The sequence below is a fragment of the Bacillus sp. FSL R5-0447 genome (genome assembly GCF_038606125.1).
Taxonomy (GTDB): Bacteria; Bacillota; Bacilli; order Bacillales; family Bacillaceae; genus Bacillus; species Bacillus velezensis.
In genome coordinates, this window is the sequence record NZ_CP152012.1 from 3,225,366 (window position 1) to 3,246,871 (window position 21,506).

General features: G+C 48.2%; 26 protein-coding genes. 1 reads left to right on the top strand and 25 read right to left on the bottom strand.

What is annotated here, in order from left to right; genetic code table 11:
- The first annotated feature begins 23 nt into the window (after positions 1-23).
- Positions 24-359 (top strand): YolD-like family protein, encoded by a 336-nt coding sequence (locus tag NYE68_RS16195; RefSeq protein ID WP_238810308.1) that lies wholly within the window; start codon positions 24-26, stop codon positions 357-359.
- Between the two features lie 15 nt (positions 360-374).
- Here NYE68_RS16195 and NYE68_RS16200 read toward each other — a convergent pair whose 3' ends face one another.
- From NYE68_RS16200 to NYE68_RS16320, 25 genes are all read right to left on the bottom strand, one after another.
- The gene (locus tag NYE68_RS16200; protein ID WP_109680505.1) at positions 375-935 is read right to left on the bottom strand and encodes a hypothetical protein; all 561 of its coding nucleotides are present in this window, start codon (positions 933-935) and stop codon (positions 375-377) included.
- 92 nt (positions 936-1,027) lie between these two features.
- A complete protein-coding gene (locus NYE68_RS16205) occupies positions 1,028-1,285 on the bottom strand; it encodes a holin (protein WP_069013261.1) in 258 nt (85 codons plus the stop codon).
- 21 nt (positions 1,286-1,306) lie between these two features.
- Positions 1,307-2,245 carry an N-acetylmuramoyl-L-alanine amidase gene (locus tag NYE68_RS16210; RefSeq protein ID WP_342493924.1) on the bottom strand — a complete coding sequence of 313 codons (939 nt, stop codon included), beginning with the start codon at positions 2,243-2,245 and terminating at the stop codon, positions 1,307-1,309.
- A gap of 79 nt (positions 2,246-2,324) precedes the next feature.
- Complete coding sequence (locus NYE68_RS16215; protein ID WP_013351581.1) at positions 2,325-2,534, bottom strand: BhlA/UviB family holin-like peptide; 210 nt, start codon at positions 2,532-2,534, stop codon at positions 2,325-2,327.
- A 23-nt stretch (positions 2,535-2,557) separates the two neighbouring features.
- Entirely contained in the window at positions 2,558-2,749 is a 192-nt protein-coding gene (locus NYE68_RS16220) for an XkdX family protein (protein ID WP_340878023.1), read from the bottom strand.
- A gap of 1 nt (position 2,750) precedes the next feature.
- Positions 2,751-2,897 (bottom strand): hypothetical protein, encoded by a 147-nt coding sequence (locus NYE68_RS16225; RefSeq protein WP_161985256.1) that lies wholly within the window; start codon positions 2,895-2,897, stop codon positions 2,751-2,753.
- A 13-nt stretch (positions 2,898-2,910) separates the two neighbouring features.
- Complete coding sequence (locus tag NYE68_RS16230) at positions 2,911-4,479, bottom strand: BppU family phage baseplate upper protein (protein WP_340878020.1); 1,569 nt, start codon at positions 4,477-4,479, stop codon at positions 2,911-2,913.
- A 12-nt stretch (positions 4,480-4,491) separates the two neighbouring features.
- On the bottom strand, positions 4,492-7,056 hold the full coding sequence (locus NYE68_RS16235; protein ID WP_342493925.1) for a peptidase G2 autoproteolytic cleavage domain-containing protein: 2,565 nt from the start codon (positions 7,054-7,056) through the stop codon (positions 4,492-4,494).
- A 14-nt stretch (positions 7,057-7,070) separates the two neighbouring features.
- Entirely contained in the window at positions 7,071-8,471 is a 1,401-nt protein-coding gene (locus tag NYE68_RS16240; RefSeq protein ID WP_342493926.1) for a phage tail protein, read from the bottom strand.
- Positions 8,472-8,482: 11 nt separating this feature from the next.
- Positions 8,483-9,907, bottom strand: a complete 1,425-nt coding sequence (locus NYE68_RS16245) for a glucosaminidase domain-containing protein (protein ID WP_342493927.1) — start codon at positions 9,905-9,907, stop codon at positions 8,483-8,485.
- Between the two features lie 6 nt (positions 9,908-9,913).
- Positions 9,914-12,136 carry a phage tail tape measure protein gene (locus tag NYE68_RS16250; RefSeq protein WP_342493928.1) on the bottom strand — a complete coding sequence of 741 codons (2,223 nt, stop codon included), beginning with the start codon at positions 12,134-12,136 and terminating at the stop codon, positions 9,914-9,916.
- Positions 12,137-12,315: 179 nt separating this feature from the next.
- Entirely contained in the window at positions 12,316-13,077 is a 762-nt protein-coding gene (locus NYE68_RS16255; RefSeq protein ID WP_342493929.1) for a hypothetical protein, read from the bottom strand.
- 100 nt (positions 13,078-13,177) lie between these two features.
- Positions 13,178-13,786: a phage tail tape measure protein gene (locus NYE68_RS16260; RefSeq protein WP_014470937.1), complete on the bottom strand. Its 609-nt coding sequence runs from the start codon at positions 13,784-13,786 to the stop codon at positions 13,178-13,180.
- Positions 13,787-14,118: 332 nt separating this feature from the next.
- Complete coding sequence (locus NYE68_RS16265; RefSeq protein WP_342493930.1) at positions 14,119-14,490, bottom strand: hypothetical protein; 372 nt, start codon at positions 14,488-14,490, stop codon at positions 14,119-14,121.
- A 57-nt stretch (positions 14,491-14,547) separates the two neighbouring features.
- Entirely contained in the window at positions 14,548-15,102 is a 555-nt protein-coding gene (locus tag NYE68_RS16270) for a hypothetical protein (RefSeq protein WP_029973260.1), read from the bottom strand.
- Positions 15,103-15,126: 24 nt separating this feature from the next.
- Positions 15,127-15,516, bottom strand: a complete 390-nt coding sequence (locus tag NYE68_RS16275) for a minor capsid protein (protein ID WP_033575287.1) — start codon at positions 15,514-15,516, stop codon at positions 15,127-15,129.
- 6 nt (positions 15,517-15,522) lie between these two features.
- Entirely contained in the window at positions 15,523-15,930 is a 408-nt protein-coding gene (locus NYE68_RS16280; RefSeq protein WP_136803368.1) for a hypothetical protein, read from the bottom strand.
- Positions 15,927-16,262 (bottom strand): hypothetical protein, encoded by a 336-nt coding sequence (locus NYE68_RS16285; RefSeq protein WP_342493931.1) that lies wholly within the window; start codon positions 16,260-16,262, stop codon positions 15,927-15,929. Before NYE68_RS16285 ends, NYE68_RS16280 begins: the two co-directional genes overlap by 4 nt.
- Complete coding sequence (locus NYE68_RS16290) at positions 16,263-16,649, bottom strand: hypothetical protein (RefSeq protein ID WP_342493932.1); 387 nt, start codon at positions 16,647-16,649, stop codon at positions 16,263-16,265.
- A gap of 14 nt (positions 16,650-16,663) precedes the next feature.
- Positions 16,664-16,882, bottom strand: a complete 219-nt coding sequence (locus NYE68_RS16295) for a hypothetical protein (RefSeq protein WP_013351566.1) — start codon at positions 16,880-16,882, stop codon at positions 16,664-16,666.
- A 2-nt stretch (positions 16,883-16,884) separates the two neighbouring features.
- Complete coding sequence (locus NYE68_RS16300) at positions 16,885-17,121, bottom strand: hypothetical protein (RefSeq protein ID WP_342493933.1); 237 nt, start codon at positions 17,119-17,121, stop codon at positions 16,885-16,887.
- Positions 17,122-17,171: 50 nt separating this feature from the next.
- The gene (locus NYE68_RS16305) at positions 17,172-18,275 is read right to left on the bottom strand and encodes a DUF5309 family protein (RefSeq protein WP_327972817.1); all 1,104 of its coding nucleotides are present in this window, start codon (positions 18,273-18,275) and stop codon (positions 17,172-17,174) included.
- A gap of 11 nt (positions 18,276-18,286) precedes the next feature.
- Positions 18,287-18,958, bottom strand: a complete 672-nt coding sequence (locus NYE68_RS16310) for a Clp protease ClpB (protein WP_342493934.1) — start codon at positions 18,956-18,958, stop codon at positions 18,287-18,289.
- A 90-nt stretch (positions 18,959-19,048) separates the two neighbouring features.
- Entirely contained in the window at positions 19,049-19,873 is an 825-nt protein-coding gene (locus NYE68_RS16315) for a phage minor capsid protein (RefSeq protein WP_342493935.1), read from the bottom strand.
- Positions 19,873-21,504, bottom strand: a complete 1,632-nt coding sequence (locus tag NYE68_RS16320) for a phage portal protein (protein WP_342493936.1) — start codon at positions 21,502-21,504, stop codon at positions 19,873-19,875. Before NYE68_RS16320 ends, NYE68_RS16315 begins: the two co-directional genes overlap by 1 nt.
- Positions 21,505-21,506 lie beyond the last annotated feature (2 nt).

The following is a 21,506-nucleotide window of genomic DNA, read 5'->3' on the forward strand; positions in this document are numbered from 1 at the left end:
TAATAAAGCCGGAGGTGTTCGGCATGACTAGCGATAACAAACTGTGGGCTTCGAGTTTTATCTTGCCGGAATTACGCGAAGGCTTTCAGAGACTGGCCGAAGCGAAGCTTAAAGTGGAGAAGCCGCAACTGGACGCGCAGCAGATCGAGGATATGGAAGTGACGGTCGCGCAATCGATGGAGGTTGGCGCAGATTTGTCGTTTGAGCTTTACGACGACGGATACATACGGGAAGTAATCGGCGCAGTTCATTACGTAGATCACATACGGAAGGAATTTCGTGTGAAGGACGCACAAGGCGATACTAATTTCGTGAGGTTTGCGGATATCATAAACGTAAAAAATGCCCCATCCGGTTAAGGACGGGGCTTATCGTTATTGTTTTAGTGTGTAATTTCGCGTGAAGGTAGCTGAGTTTACGGCGTCATCTCCAAGCGTTTTGTAGATATTCCAAGATAGGTTTATGCTTGTCACTTCGTTCGGAGCTGTATTGGACATAGGCCAAGCGTAGAAGAAATCGAGACGATCGCCCTTCTTCTTTAATTTATTCGTGCCGTCATCAACTACTTTTATCACTTCTTCCGGACCTAATTCCTCTCCGGTGTTAAGCTTGATTGTTTCCGCTGCTGGATACGCTTCAAAGGAAGAATGCCCGATGTTTTCTATCGATCCTTTTATCGCAATGTGGGCGCTTGATGGCGATATCAAAATCCGATCGATTTTTATATCTAGCCCATCGTAATTTGCCTTATCATTCATTTCTGCTGAATAAGCCCAAATAGCACTATCTTCACCTAGATTTTCATTTGTGCTCACTTCCTCAGCTTTTGCCGTACTGTCTTTGTTATGAGGCTGCGAATCAGATGAACACCCACCGATTAAAAACGCAGCTATTAACGCAGAAAAAAGTAGCCCAACCCGCTTCAATACGATCACGACCTTTTTCTTCTAATGATAACTTATTTTTCAGTTATGTAAACGGACACCTACGTATTCATACGCAAGCGTCCGCAAAAAGTTCCGTTATTTTATTTCGTAGTTCCCTCTCGTTTTGTTCCGATTTCGAAAAGACCCGTCGCAGCCAGACCCGCAAAGCCGCCGGCCCACAAACGCAGCACCAAATCGAGGTCAGTAAACGGATAAGCAATCGCGCCCAATAAGATACCGATGACGAAACTGAGAGCCGGTACGATATTCGTCGGCAACTTAACCGTTTTCTTAACGAGCTGAACGAGCGCCGTTAAGATAGGCGCGAGGATAGTCGCGAAAATTAATACTTCTTCCATAATTATCGTCTCCCTTATCGTTTATTTTACTGCTGCGCCTGTGGACTTCGCGGCATAGAGGTTTACCTTTCCGAACTGGTCCGTCTTGATCGTGTACACGTCGGTCTGCGGATTACCGAGAACCTCGTATTTCAGGCCGCCGAATTTCTTAGGACGCAATAAGCCGCATTCGTTGCCTTTGACCGGCGCTTTATTCGTAGGGTAGATGCGCCATGAATCGGCAGAAGCAGGAAGGTAAACGTATTTCTTACCGCTGGATGACGGTTTAGAAGAGCCGGCCGCACCCGTCAACTTTAGAACTTGGCCGACCGAAATCTTATTCGCATTCTTAATGCCATTATATGCTTGTAACTTCGCCATACTGACGCCTGTTTTCACCGCAATTTCGGACAAAGTGTCGCCTTTCTTAACGGTGTATGTCGATCCGGATGTTTTGGCCGGCTTACTTGCGGAAGACTTGCCGCCGAGTGCTTTGAGTTCCGCAGCGATTGCCGATTTCACGGATTCCCAACGGCCTTCCGCTAACACGCGATGCGGGCAGTATTTGCCGGACCAGTCTTGGTGTTTGCGCAGACGATCGATTCCCCATCCGCGTTCTTTCAGCAATTGCGCAATAAATTTAATCGCCAGTTTTTCGGCTGCTTCGTACTTAGCGCCGCCCGATTTCGAGTAACAAACCTCGACGCCGATAGACGTGCGGTTTCCGGAATTTGCGCCGCTACCATCTCCGGTATGCCATGCGTTACGATCTGTCGGAATTCCTTGAACGACTTCCTTATCGTCTACTGCGAAATGGTAAGACACTTCGTTGTTGTTTCCGATCATATATCGGATCTCCGCGTCTGCTGAAGCGTCGTTGGCCGTATTATGAAACGTAATATACTGCGCGTCCATTGCATTCGGACACTTAATCGAATACTTACTCGCAGCCACTAAGTTCTTACGTACTGAAATCGCCATTAAATCGTCCCCTTTTCGTTTTTTGAATTAAAAAAGCCCGCCGGGACTCTCACCTGACGGGCGTGTTGCGTTTATTCAGTTATTCTCTTCCGCGGAATTTCTCTTCGAGTCTATCGATCTTGTCGATGATGACGTCATACTTATCGCTAAATTTATCGAGTAAGTCCTGTAGCCGCGATTCGCGCTCCCTATTCGATTTCATTACGTAAATCAGCAGCCACGTAAAAAGGACCGCGAACGGTCCCTGCGTTAAAAAATATTTGAGTACGTCTAATTCGCCGCCGTTCAATAACTACGCCTCCTTTTCGTTATTTACTGAGTTACGATAGGACCGTCAGTCTTATCAGAAGACTCTTCCCCGGGAGTCGGATAGACCTCTCCGGTAATTTCCTTGTATTGTTCCGACGTAATCTTTCCGTACCGAACAGCATCCGCAACCATTTCTTTCGTCCAAAAGCCATCGCCGTTGTTGTACCATCCTTTAATACTCTTGAACCAATCCATATTAAGCTCCTCCTGTCATTACTTCGTAAGCTAATTGAGCATTTTCCTTTTTAAGCTGTTCGCATTTTGCTTGAACAAGCATTAATTCATAAGCTAATCCGGAATCCTGAGATACTAAATCTGACAATTCAATTGTTGTTTCTTCCATATGTCACACTCCTTTATAATACTGGAATTGTTGTATTAACAGATATCTTGCTAATATTAGCCTCACTGTTTACTGTCCCACCAGCTAAATATAGTTCACCATTTGCTCTATAATCCAATCGTAAATAACCGTAAGTCCCAACAGTGGCCACCAGAAACTCAATCGGATTTTTTATCTTCGGCAATCCTGATGCGATGATCGTATTAAACGTAGACTTAAATCCTCCATTAAGCTGAATTTCATCTCCTCCATTTTTAGTTCGGAACCGCAACGGGGATGCAGCGTCAGTGACTGCACCGTTTATTAAAGGAATGACCGTCCACACACCCGTGAGCTGCCCCACTTTTATGTCTGCATAGGCTTTAGCGTCTGTCAGTGCTTTATCTGCCTTTGATTGCGCTCCTTCTACCGATTCGAGCTCGCGCCACGACGTCCAAGAATCCGAACTCGCGACCTTATTGCGCATGAATTTCCGCCGACCCGAAGACGTCGAATCATTGCTACTATAGGAAGTATACTCCTGATACGCGTACGTGCTGTAGTTATGAACGAGAAGATACCCGTTGTTATTTACCGGCGCATTCAATGCCGTCGTTGCGCCGCTCATGTAATAGAAGCCGGTATCTGTCACCGCATTAAAATCGGCGCCAGTCATGTACTGTGCCGCGCCGGTATCCTGCGTCAATTTAAACAACTGCGATCCGTTCCACTTGTCCTTCTCAACTTTTGATGTGTGGCGTTCCCCGTTGTTGTCGTGTTGGCGAAACGCATAATAGTCGGCCTGTCTAACATTTTCAACGTTACTAAGTCCGATCTGATCCTTTGTCACTGAGTGCGGGTTATCAGTCCGACCTGTGTGTTCGTCCGTGTACGCTTTGCTGTCCATCAAGGCCTTGTCAGCTTTTGCCTGCGCACCGTCCGGCGTCTCCTGCTTCACATTCTCAACGTTTCCCAAACCAATTTGCGATTTCGTTACGCTATGCGGATTGTCCGTCCTTTTCGTATGAGTGTCCGTATACGATTTCGCATTCTTTTCCGCAGCATCCGCTTTTGCTTGCGCTCCTTCTTTCGTTTCAATATTTTCGAGGTCTTCGAATTTCTTGCGCAGCTCTTCGACCGTTTCGACCACTTCGTCGTATAAGTCGTTGATTTGTTGGCGCAACGCTTCGAAGTCATCCACGTAGTATTCCGCCAACGGTAAGATATCCGTATCAATCAGCGCCTTGTCGATGGTAAACGAAAACTTATGGATGGAAAGCGCCTGCTTATTCGCGTAATACAAGTAAAGTTCCGCCTGCACATCGCCACTATGTCGGATCTCTTCGGCTGACAGAACGTACTGCGCAATGCCTTCAACTTTATCCGTGATCTCTACGCTTCTTATAAACCGGCTGCCGTCCGCCATGAACATGACAAGCTTCCCGGTAACAGCAGACAACGGCAACGGGACGCCGTCCTTTGTTAACGAGAAGATCAAACGCGCCGTATCGATGTCTTGCGTGCTGAACTGTATTGCGGTTTTTATATTTGTTTTTGTCCGACTCGTCACCTCAAACGCAAGTGATGCGTTATTGTATATCACTACAAAACCTCCTTAGTGCTGCGGCGTAACGATCATTTGAGCTACACCGTATCCTTTTTCCGCATCATACGGGGACTTGATTCTCATAACAGTTCCATAGCCTCCGCTTTCTGCTTTAGTTGCGATGCCGCCGATTGCTGATACGCTATCCCCTACGGTCACTGTTTCGTCAATCCTAACAAAGACTTGACCGATCAGGCCGATGACATGCCATTCGTCACGAGAGTCACGCGGCACATATTCGAGAGAAGGGTCGTAGTCGGGGTTTAATTTTGGAACGCTTAACTCTTCGCCGCCATCGATAACCGTTTCGTAAACCAAGCCGCCGAATTCGTTTCTCTCGTACTGCTCGTTCCAATAGAACGCAGCACCGCCGAGCACCACGCCCGCAGTTTCCGAAACCACTCCGAGAATCTTATCTCCCTCGCCTGCTTTTCGTATCTTTTCGCCTTCTAGCGCGACGAGACAGCTTGAACCAATCTTCTTACCGTCAGCAGATTCGAAATACTCCGCGAAGTCTTTGAAATCTGAGACGCTCTCCACTCGCCCTGTGCCGCGAATATGGCCGCCAGTCGAATCGAGTTCCCATCTCGTATTTCCGACCGAGGCGCTTCCGCTTCCGTAGCCCCCTCTGACGCTGTATCCGTTATCGTTGATAACCCCGTTGGCAGCGAGTACGACCCTCGACGGCCCGTCACCTTTTGTATGTGAATTGTTTGACGCTATAACCGCTTGACGAGAAGCTGTTGTGGATGAGCCACCGCTGGCGCCTAAAACGACGTTTCTAGGTCCTTTCGTTGTACATCCGCCTGTGGTCGCAATGACTGCGCTTGTTTTGTCTACCGGATGTCCTGATGTCGAAGCTGCCCGAAACCCGCCTTTAATGTTATTGGGAACGAATGAATACTTTTGCCCTCCGAGAATTGCCGCATCCTTATAACCATACGACCGGACCATTGAAATATTTGTTTGTGTATTCGGAGACGTAACACCAGCCGTACCTCCCGACGTGTGCAGAATTCCGTTATCCAGATTGACGTTGTACACACCGCCTCCGATCTCGATGCCATTATGAGCCGAATCGTGAATAACGAAGTCCGAGATGAAGACGTCATCCGTCAGTTGATCGCCGCCAGTCACCTTAACATCGCACCCTGCATTTTTAAAGCCCGACACTTGGAGGTTCGTGACGCTGATTTTCCGACTTTTATACTGAAACGCGATTACTGAGTTGCCTCTGTAGTCGTATGTCGGGTCGCCTATAGCCGTAAACCCGATTATCTTAACGCGTTGATAAGCCGATACGACTAGCGCCCTCGGGCCTATTCCTTCGTATAGAGAATTAAATACAGGTTCTCTGGCTGTACAATCGACCAGCGTCACATCACGAGCCGTCTCGCTCCACGGATCTGATACGAGGTGGTGCCCGATGTGACGCAAATCAAATGATCGAACGTCTCGAAAAGATTCGTGACCGCGGATATGGACATTACATGGAGCTGGCCACTTAGCATGCGCTTTGACTTCTACGCCCCGAACATTCCCTTCTGTATAATTATCCACAACCCATACATGCTTGGAGCCATCATCCACTTCAATTCCGTTTGAATTTGAGGCCCCTTTATCGTGGGCTTTTCCGCTTGGATATGTCATTACGTTGTGAGTAATGAAAATATATTCGCTATAATGCGTGGTGATTCCGTCATCCCCATATCCAGACCCGATGCAGCGATCAACCCATACGTATTTACTACCTTTTGCGGTGTAATCATTCGTTGAAATATTGTAGGTAGGTGCCGTTATGTCAAAACAATGAAGACCCGGATTAATCCCCTCTACTTCCCGGACGATACCGAATTTCACTTGCGCAAAAGTTAAGCAGCTCGAATGGATACCTCCCGTCGCGCCTACCCCGCCTTGCCGCTCCGGATTCCAGTCGAGGGACATTCCTTGGACTACGATGTTCCGGTTTCCGGACTCCGGGTCCGCGTTAATAATGACCCACTCACTGGCCGGCGTATCCTCGTGCAGCTTCAGCGTAGTAACGCCCATGCCTTGGCCGATCAAATACGTCCACGACGGCAGCTTGACGCCTTTAACGATATACGTGCCTGCCGACAGATTTAGCCGCACCTTACCGTTCCCGATCGCCTTTTTAAACGCTTCTGTACTATCATTAACGCCTGTCGGATCGGCTCCGTAGTCGTCAACGTTTACATCGCGCTCAATTTTGCGTAAAAGCTTGTTATACTCTTTGTCGAGCCGCTCCTTCAATAAAGGCGCGATGTTCCCTTCCGCATCCACACGAGCATCCACGACCTCTTTTACGTTTGTACCGTCCGCGTTAAGGATCAGATTTCTGATACGGTTATACAGGCCGTCGATATATGTGCGCAAAGAAAAACCGCCATGGTCGATTTGCTCCGACGTGTGGGCGGTTTTCGCGTTCTTATGTGCGGCCAATTCCGTGTATGATCCTTTAATATCGTCCGCAATATCATCGAGGTTTTGGTTGTGGTCGTTACGAAAAACACGGTCCCACGCTGCCCCGGCCTTTCTGTACGGAAATTTCGGCATTGTATTCCTCCTCGTTATTTATTCTCCAGCGCGGTCAGGCGCTTGTTTATAGATTCGAGCTGTTGCGAAAGTGTCGATATATCCACCGTAGCCGTACCGACCTTGATGCGCTTCAGCTTTGCGAAGTCAGATGCGCTCATTAAGCCGTCCGTTGTTTCGGTAGCCAGCGAGACAGAAACTTGACCGTCAGGCCCTAATACGATACTCGCCAGCTTAACGTAGTCCGACGAACTCATAAGACCGTCAGTGGTTGCGTTTGCCCGGCCGTACGTAGGAATCGTCAGCTTTGTCGGATCGTAGCCGTCTTCATAAATCGCGTCTTTTCCGATGGTTATGTTTCCGCTTATGGCGCTGCCTTTCACCTTTCCGGTCGACGTGTCGATAAGTTTGGAGAGCGTGCTCTGCGTACGCCCAAGCTTTGCGACAGTTTTACTGATATTCGGCCGCAATTTTCCGAAAGTAAAAACAGACGGTTTATTCGGATCGGAGTAAGATTCGACACTGACAACGCGAAGTTTGGTGCGTAAATCAAATGGCTCTAATACACACCATACGTAATCACCTTTTCGGATGTCCTGCATTTTCAAAGCTTCGACTTCTACATATGTCAAACTGATAGATATTTCGATCTTATCGGTCAGTTCCTTCTCTAGTCGCTGTTCAAGTTTCCCCTCGTCCTTCGCCGTGTAAGAATCGTCGAATATCGGATTTGCGTGTTTAATTCCGTAGATTGCAGCCAAAGGGCTTTTGTATTCAGCTTCAACCGCATATTTCCCTGTCTTGTCGTCCTTCTTTCCGAAGCCCTTGATAAACGTTTTGATAGAAGAAGTGTCAATCTCTTGCGTTGGATCTTTTACATTTACTCGGTCGCGAATAACATAGTCCGTATCTCTCGCTATCTCCTTCGCGAAATATACTTTCTTTCCAATACACTCATATTCAGCCGTGTATTTTTCCTTTATATCGTTTAACAGACCGAGTGAGTACCCGTTCCCAAAGTCCTCTACTTCAAACGAATCACCGAGCCCATCCGGTACAACCTCGTAGGAATATCCAGAACCTTTTAATGCGATATCCAGCATATCTTCGAGGTAAAGTTTTTTCTTTTTTCCCGAAGTCTCGTACACGTAATTCTCTCCGAGATCTGAAAATGATCGGTGCAAGGCCGTAATGTCGACCTTTAGTCTCTTGCCACCGATCGGTACATAACGCGTCTTTCTGATGATAAATTCCTCGTCTTCATAAAAAAGAGAGCCTTCATTCTGAATCAGCGGAAAGGAGTGCGCGTTCCGATCCGTCTGTATAACTGATACGTCTAAAGATCTACCGTTATCGATTTCATCTTTCTTCGTCACGCTGAAGTCCGTTAGAGCTTCGACCTGATTAGCGAGATTCTTTACAATCAGACTAGACATGGCGCACCTCCCTACGCGTAATAGTGGAATCTGAAATCAAACGCAATTTCAAAATCCCCGCTCGTTCCACTTAATTCGAATTCATTCCATCCAGGCTCTAGCGTAATGAGTCCGAAATTTGTCTGCCCGAAGATACTGACGTTTCCCTTTTTCGCAGTGACACCGGAAATTTGAATCGCTTCCTTCGCTGCGGACGTGCCCGAAAACGTCCACTGGTCGCCCGTCGTTCTATTCTTAATCGCCAGCTTGTTAGACGCACCTTTATACGTAATCTTTAAAGGCATGTATCTCGGGTCTAGCCGGACGGCTCCCGCGTTGAAAATACGAAAAGTCTTCGTCTTGTGTTTGTACGAAGGGATATCGTCCGTCAGCCCTTCGCCTATCTGCCATTTGTTCGCATCAAACGTAAACGCATCAAGTGTGGTGCCGACTGATTCGCAATAAGTCGAGGCGCTTTGGAAAGTCAGCGTAAAGTCGCCAAAGCTACCGATTCTGTCAGGCGTGAATGATGCGCTTAGCTCGACCCGCCACCGTTTTTTCGGCGTCGCTTCCGAAACTAAAAAGAACTCCTCCTCGCGATGAAGCGCGTGAAAGAGTTCCGCTTGTAATAAATGAAAATCAACGTCATCTGCTCCGAGCAAAAGACATTCGGCAGTCAGCGTTCGGGCTCCGAAGGTTTTCCCTACTCGAACTAAGCCGTCCCTTCCCGGAATCGTTTCGTAATCGATATCGGGAGTGGGCGATGCAATTTTGAAGCTCCTTACAAGGACCGATAAATCGCGAGCCATGTCAATTATGCGGCCGTCCTTGTAAAGTATCCGGAAGTTGCTATCCGTAATAGGGACACCGGATGGAGGTGTTGTATAAACGCTTGAAAAAACGTCGATAGATACCTCCGGCTCTTCAACAACAACCGGAGCCGGGTTGTTTGTGTCCGGCGTAGAAGGAGTGGACGGATTCGACGGAGACGGGGCGGTGTCATACTTCGTCAGGTTGTACGTTTCAATAATTCTGTTCAGCTTTGACGCGTAAGACGGGTCCGTTGCATATCCGGCGTCTACCAGCGCAGAAGTCGCTTTCTTGTAGTTTTTCTCGCCTACGACCGCCTTATAGTGATTCGGGTCCCAACTGACGCCGTTTACGTAAAGCTTCGCTAGGTCTTGCATCGACTCATACCACGTCGGATACTTCCGGAACTTGGCGTCCACTTGAACGTTTCTTCCGTTGATTACTTCCCACGTTTTCATGATGACGTATTTTCCGTTGTATTCGCCCTTCACTCCGAAAAGATTCTTTCCGTTTACTGCGAGGCCGCTAGTCCCGTACGCACTTTCGAGACATCCCTGCGCGATTACAAGGCTGGCGAGAATTTTATAATTTACAAATATCTTCTGCGCATCCGGGGCGATTTTCTTAATGAAGTCCGTATTTCCCATTCGAAATCACCTCCCGCTCCTTAGACTTTCTATATCAAGGCCGTCTTGTTGGATCGCGCTGATATGCGGCTCAATTACGTGGCCGAGTTCGTATCCATCCACGATTATAGAAGCGCCACCCTTCGTCTTAATCGCCTGCTCAATCGAACTAAGCGCGCGCAACATATCCGAGGATAAGCCGGAATCTCCTCCGAGTCCCGTCGTGTGCCCCGCGTCTATCATTCGCATAAGATTCGCCTGTTGCGCTTCAGTAAGCACCATTTCGTTTCGTAGGGCCCGGATATCGACTTCGTGGCTCATCGGATTAGCGAATTGAGACGCTAGACCGCCGATGTGAAGTTTATTGATCTGTCCAAGGCCGATGACGCCGCCAGTGTGGTAAGTACCTTCGTTCCCTTTTCCGCGACTTACGGCACGCTCCGTCTTCATAGAAACATCCGAAGTAATTGTCGTGATTCGTTTCGTGATGTCCTTACTTAGAGCAGCGTTCATTCTTTGGGCTTCTGACGTAATATCCGCGACCCGACCTCTTGCGGTACGAAGGTTTGCGATCTCGTCGTCAATCGCTTTAACAGACTTCCGGTACTCATCCGTTTTACGATCGGCCGCTGTCGTGTTGTTTTTCAGATTCGCCTTCGCATCTTGAAGGCGAGCGATCTCCTTATCGATTACTCTCACGCCTTCTCCCTTTTTGGCGTTTAAGCCGACTTGTCGCATCTCTAAATCCACTAGTTTTTGCTTAACAGTATCGAGTTTATTTATCTCTTCATTTACCTTTTGTAGTTCTTCTTTTTTGCTTAGAAGCTTATCACCACTCGCCCCAAGTTGCGCCTGAAGTTCGCTTAGAATCCGCTTTTCTGTACCTAGGATATTCTCCTTTTGTGCAGCGTCTTCTTTGTTTCCGGCCGCTTTCGCTTGTTTTATACTGTCTTCTATCCCCCTTACTTTCTCAAGCTGCTCCTCGGCTTTCACCTGATTTTCGCGATACTCCTCCGCAAGGCTATTTATCTTTTCTTGAAGCCTGCTTCTTTCATTGAGATTCTCAGTCTCTTTAGAGTCAAGTTTGGCTTTTTGAGTATTCAGTTCAATCCTTAATTCTTCGGCTTTTTCCTCAGTCAGCCGCTTTAACGCCTTAGTGTTTTTCGCGAACGCATTACCTTGGTCTGTTATTGCCTTGCTTGTGATAGGAGCCTTTTCTAGTACCTTGTCATTAAGCGAAAGATAGCGATCGAACTCATTATTTGTAAGACCCGACTTTTTGCGTAGCCCCTCCTGCTCCTCCTTCATCAGTTTGATCGCGTGAGAATCAGTTTCCAATTTAATGCGATCGTTCAAGTCGAGGTAGTGCGCCATCTCTTCTGCTGTAAGCTTTGTTTTGTTTTGAAGTTTTTCAAACTCAGTCGCTAAATTATTAATAGAATCTATCTCTTTTTGTTTGGCTTCGGCCGCCTCTAGGCTAACGGTGTTCACCTGATCGTACCCCGCTTTTACCCCGACGAGAGCCCCCGCTAATAAAGAGAGCCCGGTGATCACCCATCCGGCCGGCCCCATCGCAACGAACAAACCGCGTACTGCGATTCCGAGTTTCACCATGGACGATGCTACCAGCGCCACAGCTGCCGCCGCGCCCGCCATTTCAATGCCCGTCGTAATGATCCCCGGATTCAGTTCGCTAAGGAACTCGACTACCTTCGTACCGGTTTCGACAATTTTTCGGAAAGTAGGTAAAAACTCGTTACCGATCGCGATTCCGAGGCCGTCGAGCGCAGACGTAAACTGTTCGAATGACCCTTTGAGGTTATCCATCTGCGTTTTCGCTACTTTGTCCGCGGTCCCGCCGGCTTCCTTCAGCGTCTTCGAATAGTTGCGCAGTCCCTTTTCTCCGACGCCCAAAAGCGTAACGAATCCGGAAGCCGCTTCAACTCCGACGAGCTGTGCCGCCGCGGCCGTTTTCTGCGCCGACGTCATCCCTTCGAATTGTTTCGAAATATGGCCGACGAGCTCTGGAATCGGCTTTAAATTTCCGTGCGCGTCCTTTACTTCGATGCCGTACTTTTTCATCGCCTTTGCCGACTGCCCTACCGGATTCGTAAGGTGCAAGAGTGACGCACGAAGCGCCGTACCCGCCATCGATCCCTGAATACCAGCGTCTGACATTTTCGCAACGGCCGTCGCAGTATCTTCGATGGAGTAACCGAGAGAGTGCGCGACAGGGGCGACGAATTTCATTGCATCCAGTTTGTTATCCTACCGGCTCTTTATCCGGTAGTTCTTACGGTTTCCCGCAAGCTCAGACTATATCTTCACCCGCGCCAAAGACGTTAGGGTGCCACGCGCTCGTGGGTGTTTCATCATAGCTAATACGCCGTAGACTACTTCACCTAGTCGTTACACGTTCCGCAAGTTTCCTATGCGGCTTCGCTCGGTATTCTCATATCACTTAAAAACTCCGAGACTACAACCTCAACCCTATTTAGATCCCAATAGGGAATCCTTAGTAACGGAATGCGCTTCCGTTCACAGTAGTCGTTTTTGATGCCATCTCGAATTTTAGTCAATCTCAGTCCTTCTTTCCCGCCGAAAAAATCAATTGCTTTAAAGTGTTGTCTGCCGTCGAACTCGATTAAGCCTATAACCCTCTCGCCCTCTGTAATTGCGAAATCAAAAAGTAACGGTTTTTTGTATTTACAATCAGAAAATGAATATTGGATTTTAAAAGAGATTTTCCGCTTAACCAGAAAGCGCTCGATTAAATTTTCTCCCCGGGAAATGGAGCACCTCGGACATTCATTCCTTTTTGTTAATAGATTATTAGCCGAGGGCTCAAAGACGTGGCTACAAATGTTGTGCCTAACTCGTACTTTTTCCCTACTTGTTTTGTACGGAGTAAGCAACGCATAGTCATTGCCATACATCTCCTGAAATCGCTTTTCAAATTCGGCAGGACTTAGTCTTTTTGACAGTCCTACACGAGCTTTAGCGCATTCAGGACACTCTGTGTTCTTTCTGATGAAATCTTTAGGGCATAGTAGAAACTCATTGCCGCAAACTGTACACAAGGTCTTAACACGCGTTACATTATTCACGTAAGTTCCAAGAATTCTATATTTTCCTTCCGTGCGTTCATTAACAATTTTCAAAAATTCTTCATGTGTTCTTTTTTTCGGCATAAAAAAATCCCCCTCTTTAACTGCGAAACTTTCTAAAGAAAAGGACTGAGCGTTTACTTATTATTTAAAGTGACTTAGAGTTCACCGAATTCACGTGGTGTTACGCAGCTTGTTCCCAAGCAGCCGGGCAATTTTGTTTACCCAATTGCGGTAGATCTGTGTTGGCCGTCGTCATCGCTTTTACCAGTACGTCAACGGCGTGCCCGGAGTCTTCCGCTTTAATGCCGAAGCCGGTCATGATGTTCGAAACGATATCCGCTGAACGTCCGAGCCCTTCGCCTGAAGCCGCAGCCAAGTTAAGCACGGCCGGCAACGATCCGACTTGCGCTTTTACGCTGAAACCCGCCATCGCGAGGTATTGAAGACCCTCGGCCGCCTCTACCGCTGTATATTTAGTTTCGGCGCCCATCTTAGCCGCAATGTTCTTCAGGTCTTCGAAGTCCTGACCGGTCGCGCCGCTGATCGCTTTAACTCGCGACATGGCCTCCTCGAAGTCAGCCGCCTTTTTGACGGAAACGCCGATGCCGGCCACGACTGCGCCTCCGACCGCAAGCGAAGCCTTTTGGATGAGTCCCATTTGTTTCGAGAGATTCGCAGATGAACGGCCCATTTGATCCATATCGTTTCGAGCCTGCTGAGATCGACGGGACCAGTCCGCCATGTCTAATACGAGCCGCGCCCGGATTTCTCCGACTGTTGTTCCGGCCATCTATTTACCTCCTTTCCGAAAATTCCCCTGTAAAGCCCGTAGTTGTTCGAATTTCTCACGGTCGAATTTCACTTCAGGGCGAAGTCCTGCCGCCCGAATCAACGTATTCATGAGCTGTTTATACTCATCGTCCTCACTCGCCCGGCTATTCGTCGCGAGAAGTACACGAATGTCTTCTATGCGCCTTACCGCGCCTTGTTTCGTCTTAGCGCGTACAAATTTCGGTATGTCCACCATATAAAACTCGTTTTCTATCTGATGCTGCGTGACGCCCAAACTGATAGCCGCTTCGATTAGATAATCGTCAATCGTATACGGATCGCCCTCTTCGTCTACTTTTCGAGTTTCGGAAGAAGGCTCTTCACGTTTTTTGCTTGCGAATCGAGACGATTATTTTTAACAGTGAGCGTGATGTACTCAATAATTTCGTCCGTACCGACTTCTTCACGGATGTACTCGGCATCTACGCCGCTCAATAATGCTGTAATCTCGACGATCTCATCCATACCGACCTCAATAGCGCTTACTAAATACGAGTAGAAATCCGTTTTAGGCGCGCTAAAGACTTCCAGAACGAGAAACGGAATTTTATCGAGTGATGCGAAAAGCTGTTTCCACTTGGCCGGAGTGAGCTTCGCGACCTCGACCGGATACTTACCGAGCTGGATCGAATCTGCCTCCTGTTTCTTTTTGAAAATGTTCATGCGACTCTCCTTTCGTTAATTAAAAAGACACCGCCCCTCGACGATGCCTTTCGTTTGTTATTCGCTACCGGTTCCGGAAGAAGTCCCGGCCGTTTCGTCGCCCATAATAAAAAGATCGCCGTCTCCCATCGTGTCCGGATAACCGGTAAACGTTAGGTTAGCGATCCTCTCATTATCGGAATCATACGTATATTCGATGTCAGTCGACGCACCAGCTAATGGAATCGTGAGCCAATCGTTGGCCGTCGCTTCCGGATCTGTCGGCTTAATTCGTAAAGGCTTCGCATCCTTCAGTAAGTCATATCCGGCTTTGCCGCTGACTACTAGCTTCTTTTTGTCTCCGTCAGACACGTACTTACTGTTCGGCACCGCCTTATGAATCTTTTCTAAATCATAGATCGCAAACGGTACGGTACATTCGCAAGTTCCACCCTTTGTCCGTGAGCCTACGATCGAGTCACCGTATTGGTCGACCGTTGTATCCTGCTTAGACATCTGCGCCTTAAAAACGATGCCGCCCTTCGTGATGTCAAACGTCACCATATCCTTACCCTCGCCGTATTCGACAATTGCGGGGCCGATAGGAACTTGAATCGTTTTAATTCCAGCCATCCGTTTTCCTCCTTTATTTTTACATTAAAAAAGCGCCCGGTCGGGGCGCACTACACAATCGAAATTTAACGAGTATTGGGGACGATCATTGTCGTCGTATCCGATAAATAACGGCACCGAATTGGCCGCGCGGATAACAACGATTGAGCTATTACCGATAAACACTTCACGGAGATTCGTTAACGCTTCCTGAAGCTGATACGCTTTCTCTTCGCAATCCGCGTCGCCCCTTGCCTTTCCTCGTACGATTATTTGAAACGACGGCTGACTCTTTCCGGTCCATTGAGACGGAGGAAATCCGCCTGTAAATCGCACATAAGTACATTCGTCTGCAGCATTCCGCGGGAATCCGTTTGCGTAATAAACGCCGTCAACCCGCGATTGTATGAACGAGATTAATTCGGTTATCTTCAACGATTATCACAACTCCCTTCTCACCGCGTCTGCTACGTGATTAATATATTTCTGCGATTCACCTTTCAGTGGACGTTCCAGATATTTGTTACCGACCGGATAGCCGTTAATGCCTCCTGCACCTGCCGAAACTGGTCCGAGGTTGTAATCCGCTTCGTGCGTCCATAGCGCATAGTTAAAGCCTTTATCAACGGCCCGAAACGATACTTCACCGATTAGACTATCACGCTTTAACGTAACCTTCTTTTTCATGCCGCGACGGAGCGTGGCTTTATCGATCGGGGCGATATTTTGCGCAAGTCTAGCGAGATCATCCGTGTTATCATGCATCGCTGTCTTTGCTGCCTGCTCAACGGCTGCCTCTCGGTTATCCAACAACGATAGAAAATCGCCAGCATCCAACGTAAAACTCATACGATTACCTCGGTCAGAATCGGCTTACCGCTGACATGCCGTTTCACATTTATTTCCTTCGGCTTACGTTCAATAGTTTCGCCCAGCTCGTTCGTGAATGCGAGTGTATCTGTATACCTGATATCGGCTAATTTATCGACCAAGATGCGCGCCGTAGCCACGACTTCCTCGCTCTTCACAACCCCGGAAGAACGTGAATTCGCAATAGTAGATCCTTCGTCGATTCGGCACTTAATTTCGAACGGCTCGACGTTCACGGGGTTTCCCCACACGTCTATATCATCTGAAGCACGAGTAACGGTCACGGTCTGACGCATCGGTATGATCGCCAATTACATCACCGTCGCTTTTACGGTCCGGCCGCTAAGTTTCACGTCGTTCGCTTCTTCGATCAGGTCGATCGTCTTTTTCGGTATGAGAGACTCATCGTCAGCTCGAAGCGTTTCCTTATACGTAAACGACCCGACGCCGGTGATTGAGTAAGACGCGATGCCGTGCTTATTCAGGCGGTTCGTATCGTTATAAGCAGTCGCAAGCACGTTCGTAAACTCGTAAACTGCGTCGTCAGGAATGACGTACTTACGAAATTTTCGAGCCAAGACGTCCTCGGCTACGTTTAGTACCCGCTGCTGCTTTTCGACGTCATAGTCGTTCCAGTCCTCGTTATCGATTGTCATTCGATTAATATATTCGTTTGCAGCTTCTACGCTTAAAGCCATACGCACAGCCCTCCTTATTTTCCGGAGGACTTACGTGCAGGCTTTTTCGGCGCCTTTGCCTCCGCCTTTTCCGTCTCATCGTCTGACACAACACAGCTAATCCATCGCGGACATAATGCATTCAACTGCTTAATTTCGGCCGGAACATCGGTTTCGTAAACGCCTTTGTGGTCGAAAACGATCGTCTGGTCAGTGCCTACGGAATAAAACGGAGAAGCCTTATAGACGGCCATTATTACGAGCCAGCTCCCTCTAACGCTTTAAGCCGCGCGATGATGTCGTCATACTGCGCTTTGGTTCCGAATCCGTCCGCTCCTTTTGGCCCGGGGTCGCCTTTCGGACCGGGATCGCCTTTAGGGCCGGCAGTCCCACCGCTTTCTTGTAATTCCTGAATGATGTCACCGATCTTTAGATCGTTGGCGACTGGCATAGATTCATTTAATCTCCGTTTCTGATCATCTGTAATTGCCATTGTTGGCCTCCTTTCAAATTAAAAGACGGGCCGAAGCCCGTCGATTGTCTTTAAGATACAGTTGTCGAGATATTTTCGAGGATGGCGATTTTTTCGTTCGCGTTTTTGATCTTGATTCCGTATTCGCCACGGATCTGGCGCGCAACAAAGTCAGCTCCCGGAACTGTGGCATCCTCGTCATAGACAGAACGCCCGCTCAATGGATGAAGAGAGAGAATGTTACGGTCGAATAAAGCGATTTTGTTCTTAGGGAAGTTCGGATCTACAACTACAGTCGCAACACCGCCGCCTACCATATCAGAAACGAATGTGCTTACATAGTGCCCTGTAGCCGCGTCCGTTCTCTCTGTGCGGATAGTATCTTTCGCCAATTTTGAAATTTGACGAGCTCCCGCAGTATTGGTGAGAATCGTGTTAGCAGAGCCGCCTCTTAAATACACTTGTTCCATAACATCGTTAATTGCCTTAGCCCCAACCTCTTCTCCTTTTAGGTTAGCTTTAGCAGCGCCTTTTAAGTTCGCAAAGGTCAGTAAGCCGCCAGTCGTACGAGGCTTACCGTCAATTCTGCGGCCATAGATCAACCAGTCGTTAAATTCCCGCGCCATCTCTTTAAGACGTAGCTTTACTTGGTAGTCAAGCTCATTCGTCACATTATGTGTGCGGACCGCTTGTTGGGTTTTTGATACAGCCGCATACCTTTCGATAATTTGCGTGAAGTTGTAATCTACATAACGGTCATGACCCTCATCGATACCGACACCCGCACCTTCATTTTGCGGACGGGAAACAATACGCAGCTCAGAACCGGCTTTGATTTCCTCTTGAACTGTTCCGTCAAATCCGCGAACAACCGTCAGCACATCGCCGGACACGTTTGTGACTTTCAGATACTCTTCGCCAAAAACGACGATGGCATCTTTACGAAACTTCTCTCCGTCATCTTCCGCCACAGTAATTTTTCCGTCTTCCGCTACCGATTTAACAGTCGCGAGGTTTGAGTTCAGTCGGTCAGACATCCACTCGAATTTAGTCTGATAAAGTGCCTCTCCGTTTAAGCCGATCAAACCAAGCAACGTTGGTTCATCCTGAATAATAAGTTCAATCCCCGCGTCAAGCTGGCGTACCTGATCTTTAAAATCGTAACTAGTTAACATTTATTTTCCCCCTACTTCTTCAAAAGTGATTTCAATTTGTTTGAAAGCTCGATTACCTTCGAAAAATTCTTTTCTTTCCTTGCTTCGCTTAGCTGCGCTTCTAACGTCTTGATTTCGCCTCCGTCCGTCTCTCCTCCGCTATTAGAAGGTTGGCCGATCGGCTTCAGCGTTTGCTGTTTCGCAACCAAGTATGGTTTATTGTCAACGAGCCCCTTTACAACGTCCTCCATGCCGATTACTTTTCCGTCCTCAACCTTTACCGCGGATAGGTCAGCCAGACGTAAAGCGTCGTCAATGTAGGCGATGCCGTTGCTCGTAGCAACCTTGATAAATTCGTTCGCCACTTTTTCCTGTTCAGCAGCCGCTTTTAAATCTTCGATCTGCTTTACGAAGGCGGCTTCAGCTTCGGCCTTTTCGTCGAGCTGTTTCGTAAGCTTTTCCAGCTCGGTCATTTCCGCCTCTTCTCGCTCTTTCTGGGCTTTTTCGTAATCGCTTAGTTTCGCCTTCACTTCGTCATAGTCAGCGTACTTGTTCTTAACGCGCCCCTTTTCGCGAGCAATTACAGCGTTAAATTCCTCTTGCGTCATAGTCACCGTCTGCGCTTCAGGTTTATTTTCCGGCACCTCAGCCGTAGTTTGATCGGTAACCTCGTTTGCTTCCGTTGCTTTAATTTCTTCGCTCATACAGTCCCTCCACCGCTTAAAGCCCGTCGGCTATTGAGTGATGCAGCCGTTTCTTTTAACGTCATAACGTTCGGACAAAATAAAAAAGCGCTAAACAGCGCTTGATGGGTTTCTTATTGTAGAAATTACGTGCTTACAACGTGGGTGAAATATCTCCCCGGTCGCTTTGAGTTCGTCATATGTCGGATAATTGCCGGGAGCATCGTCGGTCAGCTTAATGATTTGTCCTTCGTGGAGACGGCATAGATCCTTCGCCCCGTGAGACGAAATTTGCGCATAATATGCGCCGCGACTCACCGCCTCATTCGTATGAGCCTCCCGGTAGGTTTCCATCATCTTTGTACGGACGACCATATCCGCATACACTTCCGGCTTCCATCGATTACCCCGCGCGTCAATAATGCCGGTATTCACCGAAGCCCGAAGAGACTTGCGCACCAGATCCGTTATGCTCCGCCGTCCGTTCGTCCCTTTGGTCATATTAAGACGCATCGAATCCGAAACGGCTTTTCTGACGGCGGCCCGCGTCTTCCTATCGACGTTTTGCGTAATTGCCAATAAATCCGACTGCGTATCCGCTACAGCAGCCGCAACCATGTACTCGTTTACCTCGTTAAAAACAACGATTTTTTCTGCGTCAGCTACTGTCTTTGCTACGTCCAGAGCGACCAGTGCCCGCGCAATACCATCGGTGGCCGCCTTCGGAACATTCTTTTTGACCCATGCGGAAGATTTTTCGTCTAAATCGCTGAGGATCTCGCTAATAGATTTCAAGGTTGCCAACGCGTTAGCCCTTCGAAAATTATCGAGGTCAATTCGTTCAAGCTCCGCCAAGATGTCTCGTACCGCTTCCTGATAATACCCGGCAAGTCGATTCGTCTGATAATCGTATTGAGGCTCAGGAGAGCGAGACATTAACTACCGTCCTCCTCTGCGATTTCCTCTTTATCCTCGTCTGAAGGGCTCTTTTCCGGCTCTTCCTTATTAAAAATTGATCCGTCAACAAAGCCACTTGTCGTTTTTTCGTCTTCTTCAATGCGGCGAATGATTTCGTCAGCTTTTTCGTCGTCCACGTCATCCTGCTGTTTAATGGCTCCGCGAACATCAATCGTAGGCTTGCCGCCTGTACGGATTTGCATAATTTCGGCGAGCTCTTTTTCATTCTTCGGAAGTCCGTCGCTCCAAATAGCCCGCGGATAAACCGCTTTTTCAACATCGATGATCCCGACTGCTTTTTCGAGCAGCATACACGTCCAAAGGGCGTCTCTTACCGCCCGGTCATAGTGCGCTCGTATCCGCTTTACCTTCGAAAGAATCGGCATGAAGCGAGCTTTGATCGCCGCGCCGTCTGTGTGAGACGTGCCTGTGCCGCCTGAATTATCTCCGGAAATCGTCGTGCCGAATAACCACTGCGGCGTCTCGGCCATTTGAAAGACATTACTGAATAGGACGTCAAGCTCTTTGAACGCTGCGTCAAGCTGCGCCTGCCAAACCATATAGCCCGGAGTCGTATCGTCTTTTGTAACCGGAATGTACTTGCCGCCAAACTGAACCGAATCCCCGGACCCTTCTAAGTCCGGTCCATACGCAGTCGGGTCGCTGTGCTTCCATAGGATGTAATCGATCTGCACCAGACGATCGTTAATTGCCGCGAGCGTCGTTTCGATCTTCTCCAATCCGCCAATACCGAAATAGCTGTCATCGATTGACTTGTACGGAATGTGAAAAACCGGAATGTGCGGAAGGAACGTCTCTTCGTGATCTTCTTCGCGGCCCGTCGGCACCTCTTCGCCTATATTGAAAACGCTGATTGGGGCGCCACCTGAAACATCGACGCCATTCTGATATAGTCTGTAGCGCGTATAGAAGATGTGTCCCGGTATATGGCGCTCTACGTTTAGGAAAGGAATTTCCGTCTGCTCCGTCTCTACCCATTCGACTTGGGCTATATTGACCGCTTTGATCTGCTTAACGTTCCCGGCTGAAAACTCAGGGAAAACGCAATTCGCATTAACATGCTCAACAACGGACTCCATTTTCGCATCTTCTGGAATCTCTAAGCCCCTCGCGATAAGTTCGGAATAGTCTTGGCGGTAGCCAAATCGAACCTTAATCCACGCGTCACCGCGATATCCGTTCGACATGGCGCTCTCGTGCAGCAGTTGATTGAGATCGTTTTCTTCTACATATCGGTTGAGCGCCTTTTGCTCTTCGCTAGTGTCGTCCAGTCCGCTCTCAAAGTGAACCGGTTCTCCTACCAACAGATCCGCAGGCTTCGTTACCAAAATATCCGCGAGATTGATAGCGATGTAGAGCTTTTCGAGCTGTTTCGCTTGTGGCGAATCTTTTAAAATGTCCGTAGCCCTTTCGTATACGTCTCGGTGATTTCCTTCGAAGAGCTTACGCATACGTTTATATTTCGCCAACCTCTTGATTGAATCGTCCGGAGGAAATTGCGCGCCTTCCCGAATGATGCTGTACGTCTTTCTAACCGTGTACTCATCCGAAGGCTGGTCGTGTTTCTTTAGTAAATTGAAAAACCCCAACG